19 protein-coding genes are annotated in these 21,064 nt (G+C 64.0%); 15 read left to right on the forward strand and 4 right to left on the reverse strand.

From position 1 onward, the window contains the following. Nucleotides 1–22: 22 nt before the first annotated feature. From ubiB to OIU37_RS17500, 8 genes are all read left to right on the forward strand, one after another. The gene (gene ubiB / locus OIU37_RS17465) at nt 23–1,597 is read left to right on the forward strand and encodes a 2-polyprenylphenol 6-hydroxylase (protein ID WP_264258146.1); all 1,575 of its coding nucleotides are present in this window, start codon (nt 23–25) and stop codon (nt 1,595–1,597) included. A gap of 89 nt (nt 1,598–1,686) precedes the next feature. After that, nucleotides 1,687–3,273: an aromatic amino acid lyase gene (locus tag OIU37_RS17470; protein ID WP_182208927.1), complete on the forward strand. Its 1,587-nt coding sequence runs from the start codon at nt 1,687–1,689 to the stop codon at nt 3,271–3,273. 23 nt (nt 3,274–3,296) lie between these two features. Then, nucleotides 3,297–4,676 (forward strand): dihydroorotase family protein, encoded by a 1,380-nt coding sequence (locus tag OIU37_RS17475; RefSeq protein WP_264258147.1) that lies wholly within the window; start codon nt 3,297–3,299, stop codon nt 4,674–4,676. Further along, complete coding sequence (locus OIU37_RS17480) at nt 4,673–5,953, forward strand: Zn-dependent hydrolase (protein WP_264258148.1); 1,281 nt, start codon at nt 4,673–4,675, stop codon at nt 5,951–5,953. The genes OIU37_RS17475 and OIU37_RS17480 overlap by 4 nt, the downstream gene beginning before the upstream one ends. Beyond that, entirely contained in the window at nt 5,934–7,031 is a 1,098-nt protein-coding gene (locus OIU37_RS17485; RefSeq protein WP_264258149.1) for a DUF917 domain-containing protein, read from the forward strand. The genes OIU37_RS17480 and OIU37_RS17485 overlap by 20 nt, the downstream gene beginning before the upstream one ends. Before the next feature lie 4 nt (nt 7,032–7,035). Then, the gene (locus OIU37_RS17490; protein ID WP_138388356.1) at nt 7,036–7,365 is read left to right on the forward strand and encodes a TfoX/Sxy family protein; all 330 of its coding nucleotides are present in this window, start codon (nt 7,036–7,038) and stop codon (nt 7,363–7,365) included. A gap of 18 nt (nt 7,366–7,383) precedes the next feature. Further along, nucleotides 7,384–9,045, forward strand: coding sequence for a urocanate hydratase (locus OIU37_RS17495; RefSeq protein WP_264258150.1), 1,662 nt, complete (start codon nt 7,384–7,386; stop codon nt 9,043–9,045). 47 nt (nt 9,046–9,092) lie between these two features. Then, entirely contained in the window at nt 9,093–9,311 is a 219-nt protein-coding gene (locus tag OIU37_RS17500; protein WP_181293681.1) for an antitoxin, read from the forward strand. A gap of 142 nt (nt 9,312–9,453) precedes the next feature. Here OIU37_RS17500 and OIU37_RS17505 read toward each other — a convergent pair whose 3' ends face one another. Both OIU37_RS17505 and OIU37_RS17510 read right to left on the reverse strand, forming a co-directional pair. Beyond that, nucleotides 9,454–9,840, reverse strand: a complete 387-nt coding sequence (locus tag OIU37_RS17505; protein ID WP_264258151.1) for a VOC family protein — start codon at nt 9,838–9,840, stop codon at nt 9,454–9,456. Next, nucleotides 9,837–11,087, reverse strand: a complete 1,251-nt coding sequence (locus tag OIU37_RS17510) for an MFS transporter (RefSeq protein WP_264258152.1) — start codon at nt 11,085–11,087, stop codon at nt 9,837–9,839. Before OIU37_RS17510 ends, OIU37_RS17505 begins: the two co-directional genes overlap by 4 nt. 91 nt (nt 11,088–11,178) lie before the next feature. Between OIU37_RS17510 and OIU37_RS17515 the strand changes: the two genes are divergently transcribed. After that, nucleotides 11,179–12,057 (forward strand): LysR family transcriptional regulator, encoded by an 879-nt coding sequence (locus OIU37_RS17515; protein ID WP_264258153.1) that lies wholly within the window; start codon nt 11,179–11,181, stop codon nt 12,055–12,057. Between the two features lies 1 nt (nt 12,058). Here OIU37_RS17515 and OIU37_RS17520 read toward each other — a convergent pair whose 3' ends face one another. Continuing rightward, nucleotides 12,059–12,964, reverse strand: coding sequence for a LysR family transcriptional regulator (locus OIU37_RS17520; RefSeq protein ID WP_264258154.1), 906 nt, complete (start codon nt 12,962–12,964; stop codon nt 12,059–12,061). 126 nt (nt 12,965–13,090) lie between these two features. Between OIU37_RS17520 and OIU37_RS17525 the strand changes: the two genes are divergently transcribed. From OIU37_RS17525 to coaBC, 3 genes are all read left to right on the forward strand, one after another. Next, on the forward strand, nt 13,091–13,855 hold the full coding sequence (locus OIU37_RS17525; protein ID WP_264258155.1) for an SDR family oxidoreductase: 765 nt from the start codon (nt 13,091–13,093) through the stop codon (nt 13,853–13,855). Between the two features lie 138 nt (nt 13,856–13,993). Then, a complete protein-coding gene (locus OIU37_RS17530; RefSeq protein WP_264258156.1) occupies nt 13,994–14,743 on the forward strand; it encodes an SDR family oxidoreductase in 750 nt (249 codons plus the stop codon). Nucleotides 14,744–14,859: 116 nt separating this feature from the next. Continuing rightward, nucleotides 14,860–16,065: a bifunctional phosphopantothenoylcysteine decarboxylase/phosphopantothenate--cysteine ligase CoaBC gene (gene coaBC / locus OIU37_RS17535; protein ID WP_264258157.1), complete on the forward strand. Its 1,206-nt coding sequence runs from the start codon at nt 14,860–14,862 to the stop codon at nt 16,063–16,065. A 9-nt stretch (nt 16,066–16,074) separates the two neighbouring features. On the opposite strand, the gene OIU37_RS17540 is transcribed toward coaBC, so the two are convergent. After that, nucleotides 16,075–16,887, reverse strand: a complete 813-nt coding sequence (locus OIU37_RS17540; RefSeq protein ID WP_264258158.1) for a class II glutamine amidotransferase — start codon at nt 16,885–16,887, stop codon at nt 16,075–16,077. A 522-nt stretch (nt 16,888–17,409) separates the two neighbouring features. Here OIU37_RS17540 and OIU37_RS17545 point away from each other — a divergent pair. The 3 genes from OIU37_RS17545 (at nt 17,410) to OIU37_RS17555 (ending at nt 21,010) form a co-directional block, all read left to right on the forward strand. Continuing rightward, complete coding sequence (locus OIU37_RS17545) at nt 17,410–18,087, forward strand: FadR/GntR family transcriptional regulator (RefSeq protein WP_168314637.1); 678 nt, start codon at nt 17,410–17,412, stop codon at nt 18,085–18,087. Further along, the gene (locus tag OIU37_RS17550) at nt 18,084–19,376 is read left to right on the forward strand and encodes an MFS transporter (RefSeq protein WP_264258159.1); all 1,293 of its coding nucleotides are present in this window, start codon (nt 18,084–18,086) and stop codon (nt 19,374–19,376) included. The genes OIU37_RS17545 and OIU37_RS17550 overlap by 4 nt, the downstream gene beginning before the upstream one ends. 101 nt (nt 19,377–19,477) lie before the next feature. Beyond that, a complete protein-coding gene (locus OIU37_RS17555; RefSeq protein WP_168307987.1) occupies nt 19,478–21,010 on the forward strand; it encodes a S10 family peptidase in 1,533 nt (510 codons plus the stop codon). Nucleotides 21,011–21,064 lie beyond the last annotated feature (54 nt).

Consider the following 21,064-nt stretch of genomic DNA (forward strand, 5'->3'; position numbering starts at 1 on the left):
TCGCGCGAGAATCAAGCAGAACATGAGTACTTTCGGCGCATATTTCCGCCTTTGGCGCGTCGGCTGGGTGCTCGTGCGTGAGGGTGTCGTGTCAGCCCTTCCTTCCGAAGGGTTGCCGCCTCCGGTCGCGCTCGCCAAATCCTTCGTCACGATTTTCGAGCGAAGCAAGGCGCGGCATCAAAAGCGCAGCGACCGTTTGGCCCAGGCGGTCGAGCGGCTCGGTCCCTCCTATGTCAAGATCGGGCAGTTCCTGGCGACGCGGCCGGATGTCGTCGGCGTCGAATTCGCCAATGACCTGTCGCAGCTTCAGGACCGGATGGCCTTCTTTCCCTCGGCAGCCGCCAAGGCCAATATCGAAGGCTCGCTCGGACGGCCGATCAGCGAGCTCTATGCGAGCTTCGGCGATCCGATCGCCGCCGCCTCGATCGCGCAGGTGCATCCGGCCGAGGTCGATAGCGCCGAAGGCCGGAAGAAGGTCGCCGTCAAGATCGTGCGGCCCGGCGTGCGCCAGCGCTTTGCCCATGACATCGAGGCAATGTATCTCGTTGCCCATCTGCAGGAGCGTTTCCTGCCATCCAGCCGGCGGCTGCGGCCGGTCGAGGTGACGAAGACGCTGGAGCAGACGACGAAGGTGGAGATGGATCTTCGCCTGGAAGCGGCCGCTCTTTCCGAGATCGCCGAAAATACCGAAAAGGACCCGGGTTTCCGCGTGCCGAAGGTCGACTGGGAGCGCACCGGGCGCGACGTCATCACCATGGAGTGGATCGACGGCACGCGGATGTCCGACGTCGAGGGCCTGCGCGCTGCGGGCCACGATCTCAACCTGCTTGCCGATACGCTGATCCAGTCGTTCCTGCGCCACACTCTGCGCGACGGCTTCTTCCATGCCGACATGCATCCGGGCAATCTCTTCGTCGATGCGGGCGGCATGATCGTCGCCGTCGACATGGGCATCGTCGGGCGGCTGGGCAAGAAGGAGCGGCGGTTCCTCGCCGAAATCCTCTATGGCTTCATCACCCGCGACTATATCCGCGTCGCCGAGGTGCATTTCGAGGCCGGCTATGTGCCCGGCCACCACAATGTCGAGAGCTTCGCCCAGGCGATCCGGGCGATCGGCGAGCCGATCCATGGGCAGCCGGCCGAGACGATCTCGATGGGCAAGCTGCTGACGCTGCTGTTCGAAGTGACCGAACTCTTCGACATGGCGACGCGGCCGGAGCTGGTGATGCTGCAGAAGACCATGGTCGTGGTCGAAGGCGTGTCGCGCATGCTCAATCCGCGCTTCAACATGTGGAAAGCCTCCGAGCCTGTCGTCGGTGACTGGATCCGTACCAATCTCGGGCCGAAGCGGATCGCCACCGATATCAAGGACGGCCTGAAGGCGGCGGTCAAGCTCGCCGAGGCCGTACCGGAAATCGCGGCAAAAACCGAAAAATTCCACCACCAGCTTCTGCACATGAGCGAGCACGGTTTGCGTTTCGATGCTGAGACGGCGGATGCGATCGGCAAGGCCGAAGCGCGGCACAACCGCTCGGCCAAGATTGCTTTGTGGGTCATCGCATTGACGCTTCTCTATATTGCCTGGATGCTGAGCTGACCGCCTGCCAAAAACATGCTGTGTTCGGCATTTGGGATATCCCATATGACGGAGGGCTCGCTTAGTCTCACTTTTAAGGAGATAGGCACATGAAGCACGAACGCCTTGGCATCGAACTTTCCGGACGACCGCTCGGTTTTGCCGAGATGGTAACGATTGGTGCGGGCAAGGCTGCGATTTCCGCTTCGGCGACAGGCATGGCCCGCATAGCGATCGCCCGCGAGATCGTCGAGGATGCCATTGCCTCCGGCATGCCGGTCTACGGCTCGACGACAGGCGTCGGCGCCATGAAGGATGTGGAGTGGTCGGCCGACGAACTCGACACCTTCAATCTCGGCCTGGTGCGCGCCCATCATTTCGGCACAGGCACCCCCTTTTCCTGCAATATCGTGCGCAATGCCATGGCGATCCGTATCAATACGGCGCTGACTGGCCAGGTCGGTTGCACGCCGGAGCTGATCCAAGCCTATATCAGGATGCTCGAAGCTGATCTCATCCCGGTCGTGCGCCGTACCGGCTCGATCGGCTGTGCGGATATCGGCCTGATGGGACAGATCGGCGCAGTGCTGACCGGCGTCGGCGAAGCGATCTATCGCGGCAACCGGATGCAGGCGGCCGAGGCTTTCCAGGCGGCCGGGCTGGAACCGATGCGGATGGCGCCGCGCGACAGCCTCGCTTCGCTCAGCATCAATGCGGTGAGTTTTGCCTCGGCAGCGGAAACGACGCGCAACGCCGCGGCCTCGATCCGCGTCCTGCTGGCGACGGCGATGATGGCAGCCGGCGCGCTTGGCGCTTCCCGCGATCCCTGGAAGGCGGTCCGGCATGTCGGAACGGCGCGCGAAGCGCTGATCGGCGCCTGGCTCTGCAATGCCTCCGACGAATGGAACTGGCCTGTGGCCACGCATGTGCAGGATCCGCTCAGCCTGCGCATGATCGCCCAGGTGTTCGGCGCGGTGATCGAAAACCTCTTATCGACCGGCCACAAGATCCTTGCCGCCACCGGGCGCTCGGACGACAATCCCGTCGTGGTCGAAGGCCGGGTGATGACGTCAGGCGGCTCGCTGCCGCTCGATGTGACGATCCTGCTCGAATCGGCAGCGCTGTGCATGGCGCATGCGGCGCGCAACGCCTTCAACCGCTGCGTCATTCTCGGCAATGGCCAGCGGCGCGACCTGCCGGTCAATCTGGTGCCGCCGGGGCGGATTGCCACCGGTTTCGGGCCGATCATCAAACTTGCCGGCGAGATCTTCTCGCGCGTCCTGTCGATGTCCAATCCCGTGTCGGCCCAGTCGCTGGTCGTCGCAGCCGGGCTCGAGGATGAGGCGGCCTTCCTGCCGCTCGTCATCGAACGCTTCGACCGGCAGATGCGGGCGCTGAAGCGCCTCGCAGCACTCGAGGCGCTGCTGTCGGCCCAGGCGATCGATATTCTCGGCGATGAACCAAAGGGTGTCGCCGCCATGCTCTACGCGGTCGTGCGCAAACATGCGGATTTCTATACGGTCGACCGGCCGCTTTCGGCTGAAGTGGAGGCGATCGAGGAGGAACTTGGTTCGGACGAATTCGTTACGAAGCTGACCGAGCAGGTTCCGATCGCCTCCTTCGACGATTTCTTCGCCCTCGGCTCGCTGGAGCGCATCGAGGAACGGCTGACCCATCACGAGCCGGCAGCAGTCTGATTTCCAGTTACGGAGGAAGCAGCATGGACTTCGATCTCGTTCTGCAGGGCACAGTGGTGCTGCCGGACCGCATTGTCGAAGAGGGCTATGTCGCCGTGCGCGACGGCAAAATCGCCGAAGTCGGCCTCGGCGTGCCGCCTGCGGGCCGCGAACGGCACCTGCTCGGAAAAGCGCTGATCCTGCCCGGTGCGATCGACGCGCAGGTGCATTCGCTTTCCCAGAAAGACCAGGAGGATTTCCTCTGGTCGACACGATCGGCAGCGGCCGGCGGGGTGACAACAATCGTCGACATGCCCTATGACGAGGGCAATCTCGTCTGCTCGGCAGCGGCGGTGAAGCGGAAGATCGATCATGCCGGTCCGCAGGCGCGGGTCGATTTCGCGCTTTATGGCACCATCGATCCGGAAGAAGGCCCGGCGCGGATCCGTGAAATGGTGGAGGCAGGCGTCGCAGCCTTCAAGTTTTCGACCTTCGGCACCGACCCCAAGCGCTTTCCGCGCATTCCGCCGGCCCTGCTCGACGCCTGCTTTGCGGCGATCGCCCCGACGGGACTGACGGCGGGCGTGCACAATGAAGACGACGAGGCGGTGCGAACTTACATGGAGCAGGTGAAGGCGAGCGGCATCTCTGATTGGCGGGCGCACGGCCTGTCGCGGCCGCCGATCACCGAGCTGCTGGCGATGCATACGATCTTCGAGACGGGTGCTCATACCGGCTGCCCGGCGCATGTGGTGCACTGCTCGCTCGGGCGCGGCTACGATATTGCGCGCGCCTATCGCCGCGACGGCTTTGCGGCGACGGTGGAATGCTGCATCCACTACCTGACGCTCGACGAGGAAGACGACGTGAAGCGCCTCGGCGGCAAGGCGAAGATCAATCCACCCGTGCGGCCGCGCGCCGAGGTGGAGACGCTCTGGCGGAAGGTAGCCGACGGCGATGTCTGGCTGGTCTCGACCGATCACGTCAGCTGGTCGGAAAACCGCAAGACCAATCCCGACATGCTCGCCAACGCCTCCGGCGTTCCCGGTCTCGAGGTGATGGTGCCGCTTTTCGTCAAAGGCGCTACAGAACGCGGCATTCCTTTGACATGGGCAGCCAGGCTGATGGCGGAAAACCCGGCGAAGCATTTCCGGCTCGACCATATCAAGGGCGCGCTGACCCCGGGCAAGGATGCGGATATCACCGTGCTCGAGCCGCGCGACAGCGTCTATGATGCCGCAGCGAGCGGCAACAACGTCGTCGGCTGGAGCCCCTATAACGGCATCCGCCTGCCCTGGACGGTTTCCGCCACCTATCTCAGGGGCGAAAAGATCGCCGAGGGCGGAAAAGTGCTGGCCGAGCCCGGCAACGGCCGCTTCGTACGGCCGCTGCCGCGCCAGGTCATTGCGGGAGCTGAAACATGAGCCGCAATCTTCCCGTCAATGCCGGCCGGATCGCTGACGATATCGATACGCTGGCCGGGATCACCGAGCCGGGGCATCCCTGGACGCGACGGGCCTTCTCGCCGCTCTTTCTCGACGGGCGGGCCTATATCGAAGCGCGGATGAAGGCGGCGGGGCTGGAAACGCGGATCGATGCCGCCGGCAATCTGATCGGCCGGCGGACAGGCCGGAAACCGTGGCTCGGCACGATCATGGTCGGCTCGCATTCCGACACGGTGCCGGATGGCGGCCGCTTCGACGGTATTGCCGGCGTCATCTCGGCGCTGGAGGTGGCGCGGGCGCTTGTTGACCAGAATATCGAGCTCGATCACGATCTCGAAATCGTCGATTTCCTCGCCGAGGAGGTCAGCATCTTCGGCGTGTCCTGCATCGGCAGCCGCGGCATGACCGGCCAGTTGCCGGAGGCCTGGCTTTCGCGCGTCAGCGACGGGCGCGACCTGGCCGAAGGCATCGCCCAGGTCGGCGGCAGACCCGATGTGCTGATGCAGCAGAACAGGCCCGACATAGCGGGCTTTCTGGAGCTTCATATCGAACAAGGCCCGGTGCTCGAAGCTGAAAAAGAGGATATCGGCATCGTCACCGCGATCTCGGGCATCACCCGCATCGAGATCACCGTCGAAGGGCGGGCCGACCATGCCGGCACGACGCCGATGGACCGGCGGGCGGATGCGCTGGTGGCGGCATCGCAGCTGGTGCTCGACATCCGCAACGCCGCCGCAGAGCTTGCCAAAACACCGGGCCATTTTGCAGCAACGGTTGGCGAATTCCGCATCGAGCCGAATGCCGCCAATGTCGTGCCGTCGAAGGTGGCGCTGCTGATCGATGGGCGCGCGGAAATCCGCGCCGACATGGAGGCTTTCTGCCGCTGGCTCGACGGCCATGTCGAAAAGCTGGCAGGCGCCTACAGCGTGACGATCAAGACGCCGAACCGGGTATCCGACAATCTACCGACGCCTGGCGATGCCGGGCTGCTGTCGACGTTGGAGGCTGCCTGCGAGCGGGTCGGCGCGAAACACCAGCGCATGGCCTCCGGCGCAGGGCACGACACGGCCTGGATCGCCAAGGTGGCGCCGGCGGCGATGATCTTCGTGCCTTGCCGGGAAGGCCGCAGCCATTCGGCCGACGAATGGGCTGACAATGACGATATCGCGCTTGGCGCCGCCGTGCTTTTCGAAGCGGTGCGCGAAATGGACAAGGGCTTGAATCAGGAGAGGGCGAATGGGACGCATACTCGTTGAGAAGGACGTGGAAGCTGCCGTCAAGGGCGGCTCCGTCTATGCATCCGGCGGCGGCGGCTGGGCCGATCACGGCCGGATGCTCGGGCTTGCCGCTGTCAATGTCGGCAAGCCGGAGCTGGTCTCGATCGACGAGCTGAAGGACGAGGAGTGGATCGCAACCGCGGCCGCGATCGGCGCACCGGCCTCCACCACCCCCTGGGAAATGCAGGGCATCGACTATGTGAAGGCGGTGCAATTGCTGCAGGAGACGCTGGGCGAAAGGCTGTCCGGGCTGATCATCGGCCAGAACGGCAAGTCCTCGACGCTGAACGGCTGGCTGCCATCGGCGATCCTCGGCACCAAGGTGGTCGACGCCGTCGGCGATATCCGCGCACATCCGACGGGCGACATGGGCTCGATCGGCATGGCCGGATCGCCCGAGCCGATGATCCAGACCGCTGTCGGCGGCAATCGGGCCGAAAACCGTTATATCGAACTGGTGGTGAAGGGTGCGACGGCGAAGATCTCGCCGGTGCTGCGGGCTGCGGCCGACCAATCCGGCGGCTTCATTGCCAGCTGCCGTAATCCGCTCCGAGCCTCCTATGTCCGCACCCATGCGGCACTCGGCGGCATCTCGATGGCGCTTGCGCTCGGCGAAGCGATCATCGCGGCGGAGAAGCGCGGCGGATCTGCCGTCATCGACGCGATCTGCAAGACGACGGGTGGCCATATCCTTGCCGAAGGCGTCATCACCCGCAAGGACGTCGTCTACACCAAGGAAGCCTTCGACATTGGCACGATCATCGTCGGCTCGGGCGGAACATCGGTGACGCTGCATGTGATGAACGAATATATGGCGGTGGACGACGCGGGTGGCGGGCGGCTAGCGACTTTCCCCGCCGTCATCACCACGCTTTCACCGGAGGGCGAGCCGCTTAGCGTCGGCCAGCTACAGGAGGGCATGCATGTCTTCATCCTGCATGTGCCGATGGAGATCATTCCGCTGTCGGCAAGCGTGCTCGATCCGACCGTCTATCCCGTCGTCGAAACGGCGATGGGGATCGAGATCGCACGTTATGCACTGGCGACGAAGGCCTGAGCCCGTGGCGCGCGATCCCGGCCTCGAAGAACTGATGCGTGAGGAACTCGGCGATCGGCCGGGCCTTGCCGAAAAATCCATGTTCGGCGGCTGGGCCTTCATGCTGAATGGCAATCTTCTCTGCTGCGCGCGCCATGACGGCATGCTGATCCGCCTCGGCAAGGGCGATGACGGCTGGGCGCTGGCTCTGCCGGGCGTGATCCAGATGCTGTCGGGCGAGCGGGTGATGCATGGCTGGGTGCGCGGCAATGCCGAAGTTTACGGCGACGATGCTCTGAGACGGCGTCTGCTCGATGCAGCACTTGCCTATGTGGAATCGCTGCCGAGCAAATAGAAAAACGAGGAACCCACGATGCCGAAGGCCAATCCACGTCATCCGAAATTTCCGATTCCCGGCGGGCCGGAACTGCGGGCCAAAGGCTGGCGGCAGGAGGCGCTGCTGCGGCTGCTCGAAAACGTGCTCTCCGTCGGTGAGGATCCCGACAATCTGATCGTCTATGCCGCGCTCGGCAAGGCGGCCCGCAACTGGGCGGCGCACAGAGGCATCGTCAAGGCGCTGACCGAGATGGAAGAGAACCAGACGCTGCTCATCCAGTCCGGCAAGCCGATCGGGCTCGTTCGAACGCATGCCAAGGCGCCGCTCGTCATCATGGCGAACTGCAATATCGTCGGGCAATGGGCAAAGGCCGAAGTGTTCTACGAGCTGCAGCGCAAGGGACTGATCTGCTGGGGCGGGCTGACGGCCGGCGCCTGGCAATATATCGGCAGCCAAGGCGTCATCCAGGGCACGTACGAGATCTTCATGCGCATTGCCGAGCGGCGCTTCGGCGGCGATCTCCTCGGCCGGTTCGTGCTAACGGCCGGTCTTGGCGGCATGGGCGGAGCGCAGCCGCTCGCCGGCCGCATGGCGGGGGCTGCGATCCTCTGTGTCGACATCGATCCGGAGCGGGCCCGCAAGCGCCAGCAGATCGGTTATCTCCAGGAAATCGCGCCCGATCTCGACACCGCCCTTCAGATGATCGATGCGGCGGTGAAGGATAAGCGGGCGCTTTCCGTCGGGCTCGTCGGCAATGCGGCGGAAGTCTATCCCGAGATCGCCCGGCGCGGCATCGTGCCCGATATCGTCACCGACCAGACCTCGGCGCATGACCTCGTCTACGGTTACGTGCCGAAGGGCATGAGCCTCGACCAGGTCAAGGGCCTGCGTGACGACGGCCAGGGGCAATTGATGGCGGCAAGCCGCGCCTCGATCGTAGACCATGTGACGGCGATGCTGGAATTCCAGAAGCGCGGCTCGGAAGTCTTCGACAACGGCAACCTGATCCGCACACAGGCGAAAGAGGGCGGCGTCGCCAATGCCTTCGACATTCCGATCTTCACCGAAGCCTATCTCAGGCCGCTGTTTGCCCGGGCGATCGGCCCATTCCGCTGGATGGCGCTATCGGGCGAGGAGAGCGATATCGCCCGGATTGACGACCTGCTGCTCGAGATGTTCCCCGACAACAAGATCATAACCAACTGGATCCGGCTGGCGCGCGAGCATGTGCCCTTCGAAGGGCTGCCGGCCCGCATCGCCTGGCTCGGCCACGGCGAACGCACGGCACTCGCAAGGCGCGTCAACGCGCTGGTTGCGAGCGGCGAACTCAAAGGCCCGGTCGCCTTCTCCCGCGACCATCTCGACGCCGGCGCCATGGCGCATCCGAATATCATGACTGAGGGGATGAAGGACGGCTCGGATGCGATCGCCGACTGGCCGCTGATCGATGCGATGATGCTCTGCTCGTCGATGGCCGATCTGGTCGTCATCCATTCCGGCGGCGGCGGTTATGCGGGCTATATGACGAGCTGCGGCGTCACCGTCATCGCCGACGGCACGGATGCCGCCGACGAACGGCTCGACCATGCGTTGACCAACGATACGGCGCTTGGCGTCATGCGTTACGCCGATGCCGGTTATGAGGAGGCGCTGGACGAGGTGGCGAAGAAGGACGTGCCCTATATCCGGCTTGGTTGATCAAAAATTGCTGTATATCGTTGTCACATCTCATCGGGAGTCATGACATGGAAACAGCAAAGATCTTCTGGTCGGGGTGTTCTCAAGCCGTCCTGCTCCCCAAGGAATTCCGTTTCGACGGCGACAGCGTCGCCATTCGACGGCAGGGGCGTGCGATCATTCTCGAGCCGATTTCCGATGATTGGGACTGGCTTGCCGACCTGGCCGGTCCGGTCGATGCCGATTTTGCAACAGCGGTGGAAGAACAGCCTGCTGGGCAGGAGTGATCCAAACTGGGCTTCTTCAAATGAAGTAGCCGGTTGACGCGAGTGCCGTCATTCCAAATGATGAAGGGCAACGATCGTCTCGTCGCAAAACTGGGCAAACACCCGCAAATCTTCGACGGATCGGCTGGAGCCGAGCAGCGCGTCAGGCGATCAGATTGGAGACTTCGAGGAGGTTGCCGTCGGGGTCTCTGAAATAGACCGAGCGCAGACGTCCGGTCGCACCGGTGCGCTCGACGGGACCCTCTTCGATCGCAACGCCCGCGGCCTGTAGATCAGCGAAGACGTCGGCAAGCGGTGTCTCGGCGATGAAGCAGAGGTCGCCGGAGCCGGATGTGGGATGTCTCGCCTTGGGATCGTATTCGTGACCGGCCTGGTGCAGGTTGATCTTCTGGCCGCCGAATTTCAGCGCCTTGCGGCCCTCTGCAAAGGTTTCGACCGACATGCCGAGGATGCGGGAATAGAAATCGCAGGTGATGGCGATATCGGCGACGGTCAGCACGAGATGGTCGAGGCGGTCTATGCGGATCATGCTTTTCTCCTCGCGAGGTGCTGGGCAAAACAGGCGGAAGCAAAGGCCAGCGCCAGCATGGCAAGCGTGAAGATAACGACGGCGGCCCAGCCTTCAACAGCGAAGAACCAGCCGCCCGCCGAACCCATGAGGCTGGAGCCGACATAATAGGCGAGCATATAGAGCGACGAGGCGTGGCCTTTGGTGCCATGGGCCAGTCTGCCGACAAGGCCGCTGGCGATGGAATGGCTCATGAAGAAGCCGGTCGTCAGCACTGTTATACCGAGGATGATGATCGGGAGAGAGGCTGCGAGCGTCAGCGCGCTGCCGGCGGCGGTGAGTACCAGACCGAAGAGAAGCACGGAAAAGTGCCCGATCCGGTCTCCGAGCAGACCGCCGATCGAAGAGGCGCCGATGCCGAAGAGATAGACGGTGAAGATCAGTCCGAGTTCGGTCTGGTTGAGGTCGTAAGGCGGCGCCATGAGGCGGAAACCGGCATAATTGTAGATCGTCACGAAGGAGCCCATCGCCAGGAAAGCGATGGCGAAGATGAAGGGCAGCGCCGGATTGCTGAGATGGCCGAGCCAGGCTTTTGCATGAAAGCGCGGATCGAAGCCCGGCCGGCGGACGAAATTGCTTGACGGCGGCAGGAGGGCGATGAAGCCGATCGCGGCGGCAAGACCGATGGCGCCGATGAGAAAAAGCGCCGGACGCCAGGTGAGATATTCGGCGAAGATACCGGTCAGCACGCGGCCGGACATGCCGCCGAAGGCCGTGCCGCCGACATAGAGGCCCATGGTGGCGCCAAGGCCGCGCGGATCGATTTCCTCGGCGAGATAGGCCATGGCGACAGCCGGCACGCCGCCGAGAACGAGACCCTGCAGGGCGCGGATGACGAGCAGAAGGTGCCAGTTCGGGGCAAAGGCCGTGGCGATGGTCAGCAATGCCGCGCCGACCAGCGATATCGACATCAGGCTGCGGCGGCCAAGGCCTTCCGAGACGGCGGCGGCACAGACGATCGCGACCGCGAGGAAACCGGTGGAGAGCGAGAGGGACAGCGAGCTTTCGGCCGGACTGACGGAGAATTGCTGCGAGAAGATCGGCAGCAGCGGCTGCACGCAATAGAGCAGCGAGAAGGTGGAGAAGCCGGACAGGAAGAGCGCCAGGCTGGCGCGGCGATAGGCGCCGGTGCCACGGATCAGGTAGTGTTTTTGCCCTGGGATCGCGGTTGTCTCGGCGGTATTCGCGGCATGCGCTGACGTCGGCATGTGTTCATCCTTCCGACCTCCGATCTAGTCAACGCCGCTCCATTTGTCCAATATATGACACTGGCGATTTCGATATGTTTTGGAGATGGCGATGGAGTTGCGGCACCTGAGATATTTCCTGGCAGTGGCGGAAGAAGGCAATTTCACCCGTGCCGCCGGCAAGCTCGGCATCGGGCAGCCGCCGCTCAGCCAGCAGATCCGCGACCTGGAAAGGGAAGTGGGCGCGGCGCTGTTTCATCGCGTCCCGCACGGGGCCGAATTGACGGCGGCGGGCGTGGCCTTCCTCGGTGAGGCGAAGGCATCGCTGGCAGCGGCGGAAAAGGCGAAGCTTGCGGCGCAAAGCGCCAATCGCGGCGAGACCGGCTGGCTGTCGCTCGGCTTCACAGCCTCCTCCGCCTTCAACCCCGTGGTCAGCACGACGATCCGCCGCTTTCGCGCGCGCTGGCCGGAGGTGCGGCTGTCGCTGACGGAAATGAATACGCTGGCGCTGATGCAGAAGCTGGAAGGAGGCGAGCTCGACACCACTTTCATGCGCCCCAGCCTCGACGATCCCGCCGGTATCCGGCTGCGGCGGCTGCCGGATGAGCCGATGGTGATTGCCCTGCCCGCCAGCCATCCCTTGGCACGGCGCAGCAAGCTACCGCTTGCGGCGCTGGCAGACGAACCCTTCATCCTCTTTCCCCGGCTCGTGGGCTTGAGTCTCTACGACGATGTCGTGCTCGCCTGCCGCAAGGCGGGATTCGAGCTGACCGTGGCGCAGGAGGCGCCGCAGATTTCCTCGGTCGTCAATCTGGTAGCGGCCGATCTCGGCGTCTCGATCGTGCCGGCCTCGATTTCACAGATCAAGCTCGAAGGTGTGGTCTACCGGCCGATCGAGGGACCGCCGGCCGTGGCGCGCCTGGCGTTGGCAATCCCGAAAACACACCGCTCGCCGGTTACCGAGAACCTGATGAGCCTGCTGAACTCGTGAATTAGCCCACCGGATCCCAATAAGGCGGATCGCCGAAGCTCTTCTTCAGGTGATCGGCGATGGCGCGAAGCTTGGCGGAGGGATTTCGCCCCTCGGGATGGGCCATATAGATGAATTCGGTCTCCGGCTTGTGGCCGACATCGATTTCGGCAAGCCGGCCCTCGCGGATGGCCGGGCCGGCGATGAAGGCAGGCAGCAGCGCGATGCCGAGCCCGGCAATCGCGGCGTCGCGGAGCATATCGCCATTGTTGATGCCGAGCGCCAGTTTCGCGCGCACGACGATCGCACCGTCGGGCGTCTGGAAGCGCCAGTCGGCAACGCCGCGATTGGTATAGAAGATGCCGCGATGACTGTTGAGATCAGCCAGCGAGGACGGAATTCCCTGGCGGGCGAGATAATCCGGCGAGGCGCAGAGAAGGCGGCGGCTGCGCCCGAGTTTCCAGGCGACCAGCCGGCTATCGGCGATCGGGCCGTTGCGGATGATGGCATCATAACCGTCCGAGGCGGCATCGACGCGCCGGTCATCGATATCGAGGGTCAGTTCGATCTCGGGATGTTCGGCAAGAAAAGGATAGAGCGCCGGGCCGAGATGCATGCGCCCGAAGGTGACGGGGGCGGCGATGCGGATTGGGCCTGATAGTGTTCCGCGCCGCTCGGCCATATCGGCCGCCGCCTCCTCGATCTCACGCACGATGCGCGCGGCGCGCTCCAGGAAGACCGTGCCATCCTCCGTCAAAGTGAGCTTGCGCGTCGTTCGGTGCAGCAGCATGCCGCCCAGCGACTTCTCCAGTTCCGCCAGCCTTTCGCTGACGACGGATTTGGACAGCCGCAGGCGCCGGGCCGCCTCGCTGACCGAGCCCGCCTCGACCACGGCGACGAAAGCCGCAATACCTTCTATCCTGATCATCGTTCGGCTTTTCCGAATTCGAGTTCCCCGATCTGGAGGCTAATCCGAACGAAAGGAAAATGCCATCTTCCATTCAACGAAAGGGGCGGCAGGGGCCGCCTCACCTCAAGTCCAGGAGATGGAACCATGAACCGCTTGAACAACAAGGTTGCGATCGTCACCGGCGCAAGCTCCGGCATCGGCCGGGCCACGGCAAAGCTCTTCGCTGCCGAGGGCGCCAAGGTCGTCGTCGGCGCCCGCCGCCAGGTCGAACTCGACAGCCTCCTCGCAGAGATCAAGGCAGAGGGCGGCGACGCCATCGCCATTGCCGGAGACGTGCGCTCGGAAGACTATCACAAGGCGCTGGTCGCCGCCGCCGTGACGAATTACGACAAGCTCGACATCGCCTTCAACAATGCCGGCACGCTCGGCGAAGCCGGTCCGAGCACCGCCGTTTCGGAAGCAGGTTTCAGCGAGGCGCTGGCGATCAATCTGACGGCCTCCTTCCTCGCCGCCAAGCACCAGATCGGCGCGATGGTGGACAATGGCGGCGGCTCGGTGATCTTCACCTCCACCTTCGTCGGCTACAGCTTCGCCTTTCCGGGCGTTGCCGCCTATGCCGCCAGCAAATCCGGCCTGATCGGCCTGACGCAGGCGCTTGCCGCCGAATTCGGCCAGCAAGGCATGCGCGTCAATGCCATCCTGCCGGGTGCGGTTGATACCGACATGTATCGGGACATGAACGATACGCCTGAGAAGCAGGCCTTCATCACCAATCTGCATGCGCTGAAGCGTGTCGCAACACCCGAAGAACTCGCCCGCTCGGTTCTCTATCTCGCCTCCGACGATGCGAGCTTCGTCACCGGCACGGCCGCGCTGGTCGACGGCGGCGCTTCGATCACCCGCACCTGAGGCGGCGCGGTGCGATTATCCGCTGCGGGTTGACGATCCTTCAACACGCCGGCTTATCGCGCCGCTTTTTTCAGAGCATTCTCCCATCCAACACCAACAACGGGCCGCGGCCCAAAATTCGATCAAAGGAACGTCCTCATGTCACGCCTGCAAAACAAGACAGCCCTCATCACCGGCGGCACCAGCGGCATCGGTCTCGAGACCGCCCGCCAATTCATCGCCGAGGGCGCCTGCGTCGTCGTTACCGGCAGCAGCGCGGCAAGCGTCGAGGCGGCCCGCGCCGAACTTGGCGGCAAAGCCACCGTCATCCAGGCCGATGCCGGCAATGCGGTCGGCCAGAAGGCCGTCGCCGATAGCGTGAGAGAGGCTTTCGGGACGCTCGACATCCTCTTCGTCAACGCCGGGGTCGCCGAATTTGGGCCGCTGGAACAGTGGAGCGAAGCCGCTTTCGACAAGTCGGTTGATATCAACGTCAAAGGCCCGTTCTTCCTGATTCAGTCGCTGCTGCCGATTTTTTCGAAGCAGGCCGCGATCGTGCTCAACACCTCGATCAACGCCCATATCGGCATGCCGAACTCGAGCGTCTACTCGCTGACGAAGGGTGCATTGCTGACGCTCGCCAAGACCCTGTCGGGCGAACTCATCGGCCGCGGCATCCGCGTCAACGCCGTCAGCCCGGGTCCGATCGCCACGCCGCTCTACAGCAAGCTCGGCGCTTCGCAAGCCCAATCCGAGGCGATGACTGCGCAGATCCAGTCCCAGATTCCCGTCGGCCGTTTCGGAACCCCCGGCGAAGTCGCCAAGACGATCGTTTTCCTCGCCTCCGATGAGGCGGCCTATATCGTCGGCAGCGAACTCATCATCGACGGCGGGATGAGCAACCTCTGACCCACGAGTGCGGCGGAGACTAGAGCAGCTTCGATGCCTGTCACCCGCGTGATTGCATGTTCTCCGCCAAAGGCTTAGGGTCGAGGGCGGTCAGAAAAGGCAACGGGTAGAAGGCCATGGCTCTCAGCGGCAAACGCATCCTCCTCATCATCTCCGGCGGCATCGCAGCCTATAAGAGCCTGGATCTGGTCCGCCGGCTGCGCGAGCGCGGCGCGAGCGTGCGCCCTGTGATGACCAAAGGCGCCCAGGAATTCGTCACGCCGCTTGCCGTCGGTGCGCTGGCAGCGGACCATGTCTACCTCGATCTGTTTTCGCGCCAGGACGAACAGGATATCGGCCATATCCGGCTGGCGCGCGACTGCGACCTCGTGCTGATCGCCCCTGCCACCGCCGACCTGATGGCGAAGATGGCGAACGGGCTTGCCGACGATCTTGCCTCGACCCTGCTTCTAGCGACCAACAGGCCGGTGCTGGCCGCACCGGCGATGAACCCCGCCATGTGGGCGCATCCGGCAACGCGGCGGAATGCCGCGATGCTCAGAGCCGACGGCATCCGCTTCGTCGGGCCGATGGCCGGCGAGATGGCGGAAAGCCGGGAGGCCGGGCTTGGCCGGATGGCGGAGCCGCTGGAGATCGTCGCTGCTGCCGAAACCATGCTCGACGACGGAGAAAAGCCGCTCAAGGGACGCAAGGCGATTGTCACGTCAGGACCGACGCATGAGCCGATCGATCCGGTACGCTACATCGCCAACCGCTCCTCCGGCCGGCAGGGGCATGCGATCGCCGCAGCCCTGGCAAAGCTCGGGGCGGAGGTGACGCTGGTATCCGGGCCGGTGACGATCGCCGATCCCGTCGGCGTGACCGTCGTGCACGTCGAGCGGGCCGAGGAAATGCGCGACGCCGTGCTTGCGGCGCTGCCGGCCGACATTGCCGTGATGGTCGCGGCGGTGGCGGACTGGCGCGTCGCCTCGGCCGCCGACCAGAAGCTGAAGAAACATCCGGGCGAATCCATTCCGACGCTGGCGCTGACCGAGAATCCGGACATCCTGAAAACCGTCGGCCATCACACGATGCGGCCGAAGCTGGTGATCGGCTTTGCCGCCGAGACGCAGGACGTGGAAAGCAATGCGAAGGCGAAACTAGAGCGGAAAGGCGCCGACCTGATCGTCGCCAATGACGTCTCTCCTGCGACCGGGATCATGGGCGGCACCCGCAACAGGGTCAAACTCATTCGCCGCGACGGCGTCGAGCAATGGCCTGACCTGACGAAGGAAGAGGTTGCCGAAAGGCTCGCGGCGCTGATCGCCAAGCAGCTCCACTGATCGAGCGGCTCAGGCAGGAATAGCCAGGCGCTGCGGCTTGCCGGCACTTCGCTTTTCCGGCCGGAAGTCGGCGACGTCGATGCCATCTTTGCCGACAGTGACGGCGCTGCCATCCGGAATTTCCGCCCAGGCATCGCCATCGTCGTTCAGCGGCTCGGAGACGAGGCAATAACCGGCGCCGACAGGTGAGGCGTAGAGCGTCGGCGCCTTGCGATCTGTGGCATAACGGATCGCATAGAGCGTCTTGCCGTCGGAGAAGGCGGCGGTAAAGCGCAGCAGGATCGAGCCGATGACGCTTTCGGCCAGGTCCTCGATCACACCGATCATTTCCGCCATCGCGGCGACCGGCGCCTCGCGCAGGCCGAACTGCAGCGCCAGCAGGAACATCAGCTCGGAATCGGTCGTGCCGCCGCGGGCATTGAACAGCTCGTCGTCGAGCATCGCCTCCATCGGCCGGCGCAGGCGTTCGAAACCTGCGATCTGGCCGTTGTGCATGAAGGACCAGGTGCCATGGGTAAAGGGGTGGCAGTTGTCGCGGCGCGTGCCGCCGCCTGTGGCAGCGCGGACATGGGCGAGGAAGAGCGGCGAACGGATCTGCCGTGCTAGGCTCTTCAGATTGCAATCCGACCAGGCCGGCAGGATATCGCGGTAACGGCCGGGCTCGGGCCTGTCGCCATACCAGGCGATGCCGAAGCCATCGCCATTCGTCGCCGTCTTGGCGCGGGTGGCGCAATGCGACTGCTCGATCAGCGAGTGGGCGGGCGAGGATACCAGCTCCTCGAGATAGAGAGGGTCTCCGCGATAGGCTGCCCAGCGACACATGGCTCTTTGCTCCGGAACCCGCCGCCGCATCGGCGGGAATGCTGAAATTGTCGAACGACGCAGCTAATAACAACTTAACGCGCGGCCGGTTTGCAAGCCAAACATGACGGTTTCTTGACGTATAGCCTCTTCAAATTCGGCAAAACACTGTGTTCTCTCGTGAACACCCGTGTTCCCCAAAGCAGGCATGCGTGCATTTTTGCTTGCATCTCGAAAGAATCAGCCTAACTTTAAGTCATCAGCAACAGAACGAAAGGAAGGTGATCCAATGTCTAATGAGATTTCGGACCTCGTAACGGGCATGGAAGAGGTGACGAAGGCGAGGCAGCCCTCGCTCTAATCCCCGCCTTCCTGGGGCTGCATAGACAGTCCAGGCCAGTTTGAGGCCAAACTCATGGAAAGGGTCGCTGAGGCGGCCCTTTTTTATTGTCTCTGTGGCTGTATTGTCTTGACGCCAAGCGTTGACGGAAGAGCGAAATCCCACTACTCATAAAGTCATCAGATGACTTTATGAGTAGTGGGATGAGAGCGCTCAGCAAGACCAATCTCGCCGATGAGGCGATCGAGGCGATCCGCGGCGACATTCTCGGCAAACGTTGGGCGGTCGGCGAAAAATTGCCGAATGAAGCCTCGCTCTCGGCCATGCTTTCCGTCAGCCGCGGCACGGTGCGCGAGGCGGTGCGTGTTCTCGTCTCCCAGGGTTATCTCGAAACAAGGCAGGGTTCGGGAACCTATGTCCGCGCCACCAGCGATGCCGGCCGGCCGCTGACGATGGCGCGGCGCGCCAGCCTGCGTGACCAGTTCGAGGCGCGTTTAGCGCTCGACGTCGAGGCCGCCCGGCTGACGGCGATCCGCAAGACGCCAGAGACGGTTGCCGGGCTTCGCCGGCTGCTTGCCGAACGCGGCAATTACGACGGCGGCAGCCAGGCCGCCTTCATCGAACGCGACCTCGCCTTTCACAAGGCCATCATCGCCGCTTCGGGCAACCGGGCGATGATCGAGATCTATGATTTCTTCTCGGCCTCGATCGCCGATACCATCGCGGCGACGCTCGGCAAGGACATTCCCGAGCCGGATATGCAGGCGCATGCCGATATCGTCGACGCCATCGAAACCGGCGATCCCGACAGGGCGGATGCGGCGGTGCGCCGCTTCATGGCACCGGTTCTTGCCGCACTCGACCGGATGATCCTGTCATGAACACGCCTGCCAGCCATGCCGTCAGCACGCTTGAGGCGGCCGACCAACTGCTGATCGACGCCGAGGCCGGCAGCCTTCCGCCGCCGCAGGCAACGCCGACGCGGGGAGTTGCGGATCGCTTTCTGCTCGGCGCAAGCCTGGTGCTGATCGCCTTCAACCTGCGCCCGGTCTTCTCAAGCACCTCGGCGCTGCTGCCGGAAATCCGCTCGGAGCTCGGCCTGAGCGCCCTTGGCGCCAGCTTGCTGACGACGCTTCCGGTCGTCTGCCTTGGAGCCTTCTCGCCGCTTGCGCCTCGTCTTGCCCAGCGCCTCGGTACTGAACGCACGCTGCTCGGCGTTCTCCTGCTTCTAGCCCTCGGCACCGCATTGCGCGGGCTTTCCTCCGTGCCGTTGCTCTTCATCGGCACGGCCCTTGCCGGCGCCTGCATTGCCGTCGGCAACGTGCTGCTGCCGGGGCTGGTGAAGCGGGATTTCGCCGGGCGCGCCGCGCTGATGACCGGCTTCTATACGATGGCGCTCTGCGCCGGGGCAGCAAGTGCCGCCGGGCTGACGCTGCCGATCGAGCATGGGCTGGGCGGCTCTCTAGAGGGCGCCCTCGCCATCTGGGCGCTGCCCGCCCTGATCGTCAGCCTGCTCTGGCTGCCTGAGGTTCTTCGCAGCGGCAGACAGGCAAGACGGAACGGCTTTCGCGTCGAAGGCCTCTGGCGCGACCGGCTCGCCTGGCAGGTGACGCTGTTCATGGGGCTGCAATCGGCCCTTGCCTATTGCGTCTTCGGCTGGCTGGTTCCGATCTTGCGCGAACGCGGGCTCGACGGCGTCACCGCCGGAGCAATCGTTTCGCTGTCGGTGATGGTGCAGGCGGCATCCTGCCTGATCGTGCCGCATATCGCGGTGCGTGGCCGGGACCAGCGGCTGATCAATGCGAGCCTCTGCGGTGTCGCCGTCATCGCCCTGCTCGGTCTGCTCTTCGCGCCGCTCTCGACCGTCTGGCTGTGGGCAGTGCTGCAGGGCATCGGTCAGGGCGGACTGATCGCGGCGGCCATGACGACGATCGTGCTGCGCTCGTGCGATCCCGATGTCGCCGCCCATCTTTCCGGCATGGCGCAATGCGTCGGTTACCTGCTCGCCGCCATCGGCCCGCTCATCGTCGGCCTCATCCGTGGCTGGACCGGCAGCTTTTCCTGGTGCGCCGCCCTCTTCGTTGCGCTCGGACTGGGCGCGGCGATCAATGGCTGGAAGGCCGGCCGGGCGGTGGAGATCAATGTCCATGCGGTCGAAAAGGACGGCTGAGCCGTTCGCTCACCTGTCCATCACCATCTCTTGATGCCGGTCGTCGGCCGCGGATGTTACGCTATCTCAGCCTCTCATTCCCGACCGCCGGAGGAGACATCTTGCGCATACGAACCCTGTTTCTGCTCACCGCATTTATGGCGTCGCTGGCGCCTGCCCTTTCCCATGCGCAGGAAAGCGATCCACCGAGGGCGAATGTCCAGAGCGGCGCACGCGACGGCGTGCTGAAGCTGCTGCCGGCCGATTCCATCACAGAGCACGCGCTGACGATCGGTGGCCGGAAGATCGCCTATACCGCCACCGCGGGCACGCTGGATCTCTTCGGCCAGGACGGAGCGCAGACCGGCGCGATCTTCTACACCGCCTATGTGGCAAGGGATAGCGGGGCGAGCCGGCCTCTGACCTTTGCCTTTAACGGCGGGCCGGGTGCCGCTTCCGCCTTCCTGCATCTCGGGCTGGTCGGGCCGAAGGTGCTCGATTTCGGGCCGGATGGACGCGACGGCGCCAATGCGAAACTCGTCGACAACCCGCAAAGCTGGCTCGATTTTACCGATCTGGTGTTGATCGATCCGATCGGCACCGGCTGGAGCCGAACGGCAAAGGCGGACGACGCCTCCAATTATTATAACGTCAGTGCCGACGCCCAGAGCATTGCCAAGGCGATTGCACTCTATATCGCACACAACAACCGCTCCAACTCGCCGAAGTATCTTCTCGGTGAAAGTTATGGCGGCTTTCGCGCCGCCAAGGTCGCCTCGGCGCTGCAGGAAAGCCAGGGCATCATCGTCGCCGGTGCGGTGATGCTTTCCCCCTTGCTCGAGGGCCAGTTGATGTTCAATGCCGACCAGTTCGCGCTCGGCGCAGCGCTGGAGCTGCCGTCGCTGGCCGCCGCCGAACTCGACCGGCATAACGCCTTTGACGAAGAGAAGCAGAAGGCAGCCGAGACCTTCGCGCTCGGTGACTATCTGACGACGCTCGCCGGGCCGCCGCCGACGGGCGCGGAGGCCGCCGCCTTCTATGGCAGGATCGCCGCATTGACCGGAATTCCCGAGGATATCGTTACCCGCAACCGCGGCTTCCTCGGCAGTTCCTTCGTCAAACATTCAGATGAGGGCAGCGGCGAGGTGATGAGCTCTTACGACGCCTCCTTTGCAGCACCCGATCCCTATCCGGAATCGGATTACGATCGCGGCGACGACGCCATCCTCGACGGTTTCACCCGCGCCTATGGCGGCGCCTTTGCCGACTATGCCCGCAACGAACTCGGCTTCAGAACCGAGATGACCTATTCGCTGCTCGACGGCGATATCAGCCGGCGCTGGGAATGGGGCGGCGGGCGCGGCGGCGGATCGCGCTTCCAGGCCAGCGCCACTGACGACATCAGGCAGCTGCTCGCCGCGAATCCGGCCTTCCATCTGCTGATCGCACATGGCTACAGCGATCTGGTGACGCCTTATGGCGTCAGCCGCTACGTGGTCGACCATCTGCCGCTCTCGCTCGCCGGAGGTCGTGTCGGACTGAAGCTCTATCGCGGCGGGCATATGTTCTATACAAGAGCTGATCAGCGGGCCGCCTTCACGGCCGATGCAAAGGCCTTCTACGCCACACATTTGGCCGCTCAGCCGGCGGACTAAAGCGTGGCGATGTCTTTGTCGCTAAACCGCTCTACAGTTTGCGCGACATGCTTG

Origin of the sequence: Rhizobium sp. BT-226, from assembly GCF_025847085.2 — a bacterium.
Taxonomy (GTDB): Bacteria; Pseudomonadota; Alphaproteobacteria; order Rhizobiales; family Rhizobiaceae; genus Rhizobium; species Rhizobium sophorae.

Excerpts from the sequence above, each read along its gene's own strand:
- ubiB (WP_264258146.1), top strand. The coding sequence starts at position 23 with ATGAGTACTTTCGGCGCATATTTCCGCCTTTGGCGCGTCGGCTGGGTG.
- OIU37_RS17470 (WP_182208927.1), top strand. The coding sequence starts at position 1,687 with ATGAAGCACGAACGCCTTGGCATCGAACTTTCCGGACGACCGCTCGGT.
- OIU37_RS17475 (WP_264258147.1), top strand. The coding sequence starts at position 3,297 with ATGGACTTCGATCTCGTTCTGCAGGGCACAGTGGTGCTGCCGGACCGC.
- OIU37_RS17480 (WP_264258148.1), top strand. The coding sequence starts at position 4,673 with ATGAGCCGCAATCTTCCCGTCAATGCCGGCCGGATCGCTGACGATATC.
- OIU37_RS17485 (WP_264258149.1), top strand. The coding sequence starts at position 5,934 with ATGGGACGCATACTCGTTGAGAAGGACGTGGAAGCTGCCGTCAAGGGC.
- OIU37_RS17495 (WP_264258150.1), top strand. The coding sequence starts at position 7,384 with ATGCCGAAGGCCAATCCACGTCATCCGAAATTTCCGATTCCCGGCGGG.
- OIU37_RS17500 (WP_181293681.1), top strand. The coding sequence starts at position 9,093 with ATGGAAACAGCAAAGATCTTCTGGTCGGGGTGTTCTCAAGCCGTCCTG.
- OIU37_RS17505 (WP_264258151.1), bottom strand. The coding sequence starts at position 9,840 with ATGATCCGCATAGACCGCCTCGACCATCTCGTGCTGACCGTCGCCGAT.
- OIU37_RS17510 (WP_264258152.1), bottom strand. The coding sequence starts at position 11,087 with ATGCCGACGTCAGCGCATGCCGCGAATACCGCCGAGACAACCGCGATC.
- OIU37_RS17515 (WP_264258153.1), top strand. The coding sequence starts at position 11,179 with ATGGAGTTGCGGCACCTGAGATATTTCCTGGCAGTGGCGGAAGAAGGC.
- OIU37_RS17520 (WP_264258154.1), bottom strand. The coding sequence starts at position 12,964 with ATGATCAGGATAGAAGGTATTGCGGCTTTCGTCGCCGTGGTCGAGGCG.
- OIU37_RS17525 (WP_264258155.1), top strand. The coding sequence starts at position 13,091 with ATGAACCGCTTGAACAACAAGGTTGCGATCGTCACCGGCGCAAGCTCC.
- OIU37_RS17530 (WP_264258156.1), top strand. The coding sequence starts at position 13,994 with ATGTCACGCCTGCAAAACAAGACAGCCCTCATCACCGGCGGCACCAGC.
- coaBC (WP_264258157.1), top strand. The coding sequence starts at position 14,860 with ATGGCTCTCAGCGGCAAACGCATCCTCCTCATCATCTCCGGCGGCATC.
- OIU37_RS17540 (WP_264258158.1), bottom strand. The coding sequence starts at position 16,887 with ATGTGTCGCTGGGCAGCCTATCGCGGAGACCCTCTCTATCTCGAGGAG.
- OIU37_RS17545 (WP_168314637.1), top strand. The coding sequence starts at position 17,410 with ATGAGAGCGCTCAGCAAGACCAATCTCGCCGATGAGGCGATCGAGGCG.
- OIU37_RS17550 (WP_264258159.1), top strand. The coding sequence starts at position 18,084 with ATGAACACGCCTGCCAGCCATGCCGTCAGCACGCTTGAGGCGGCCGAC.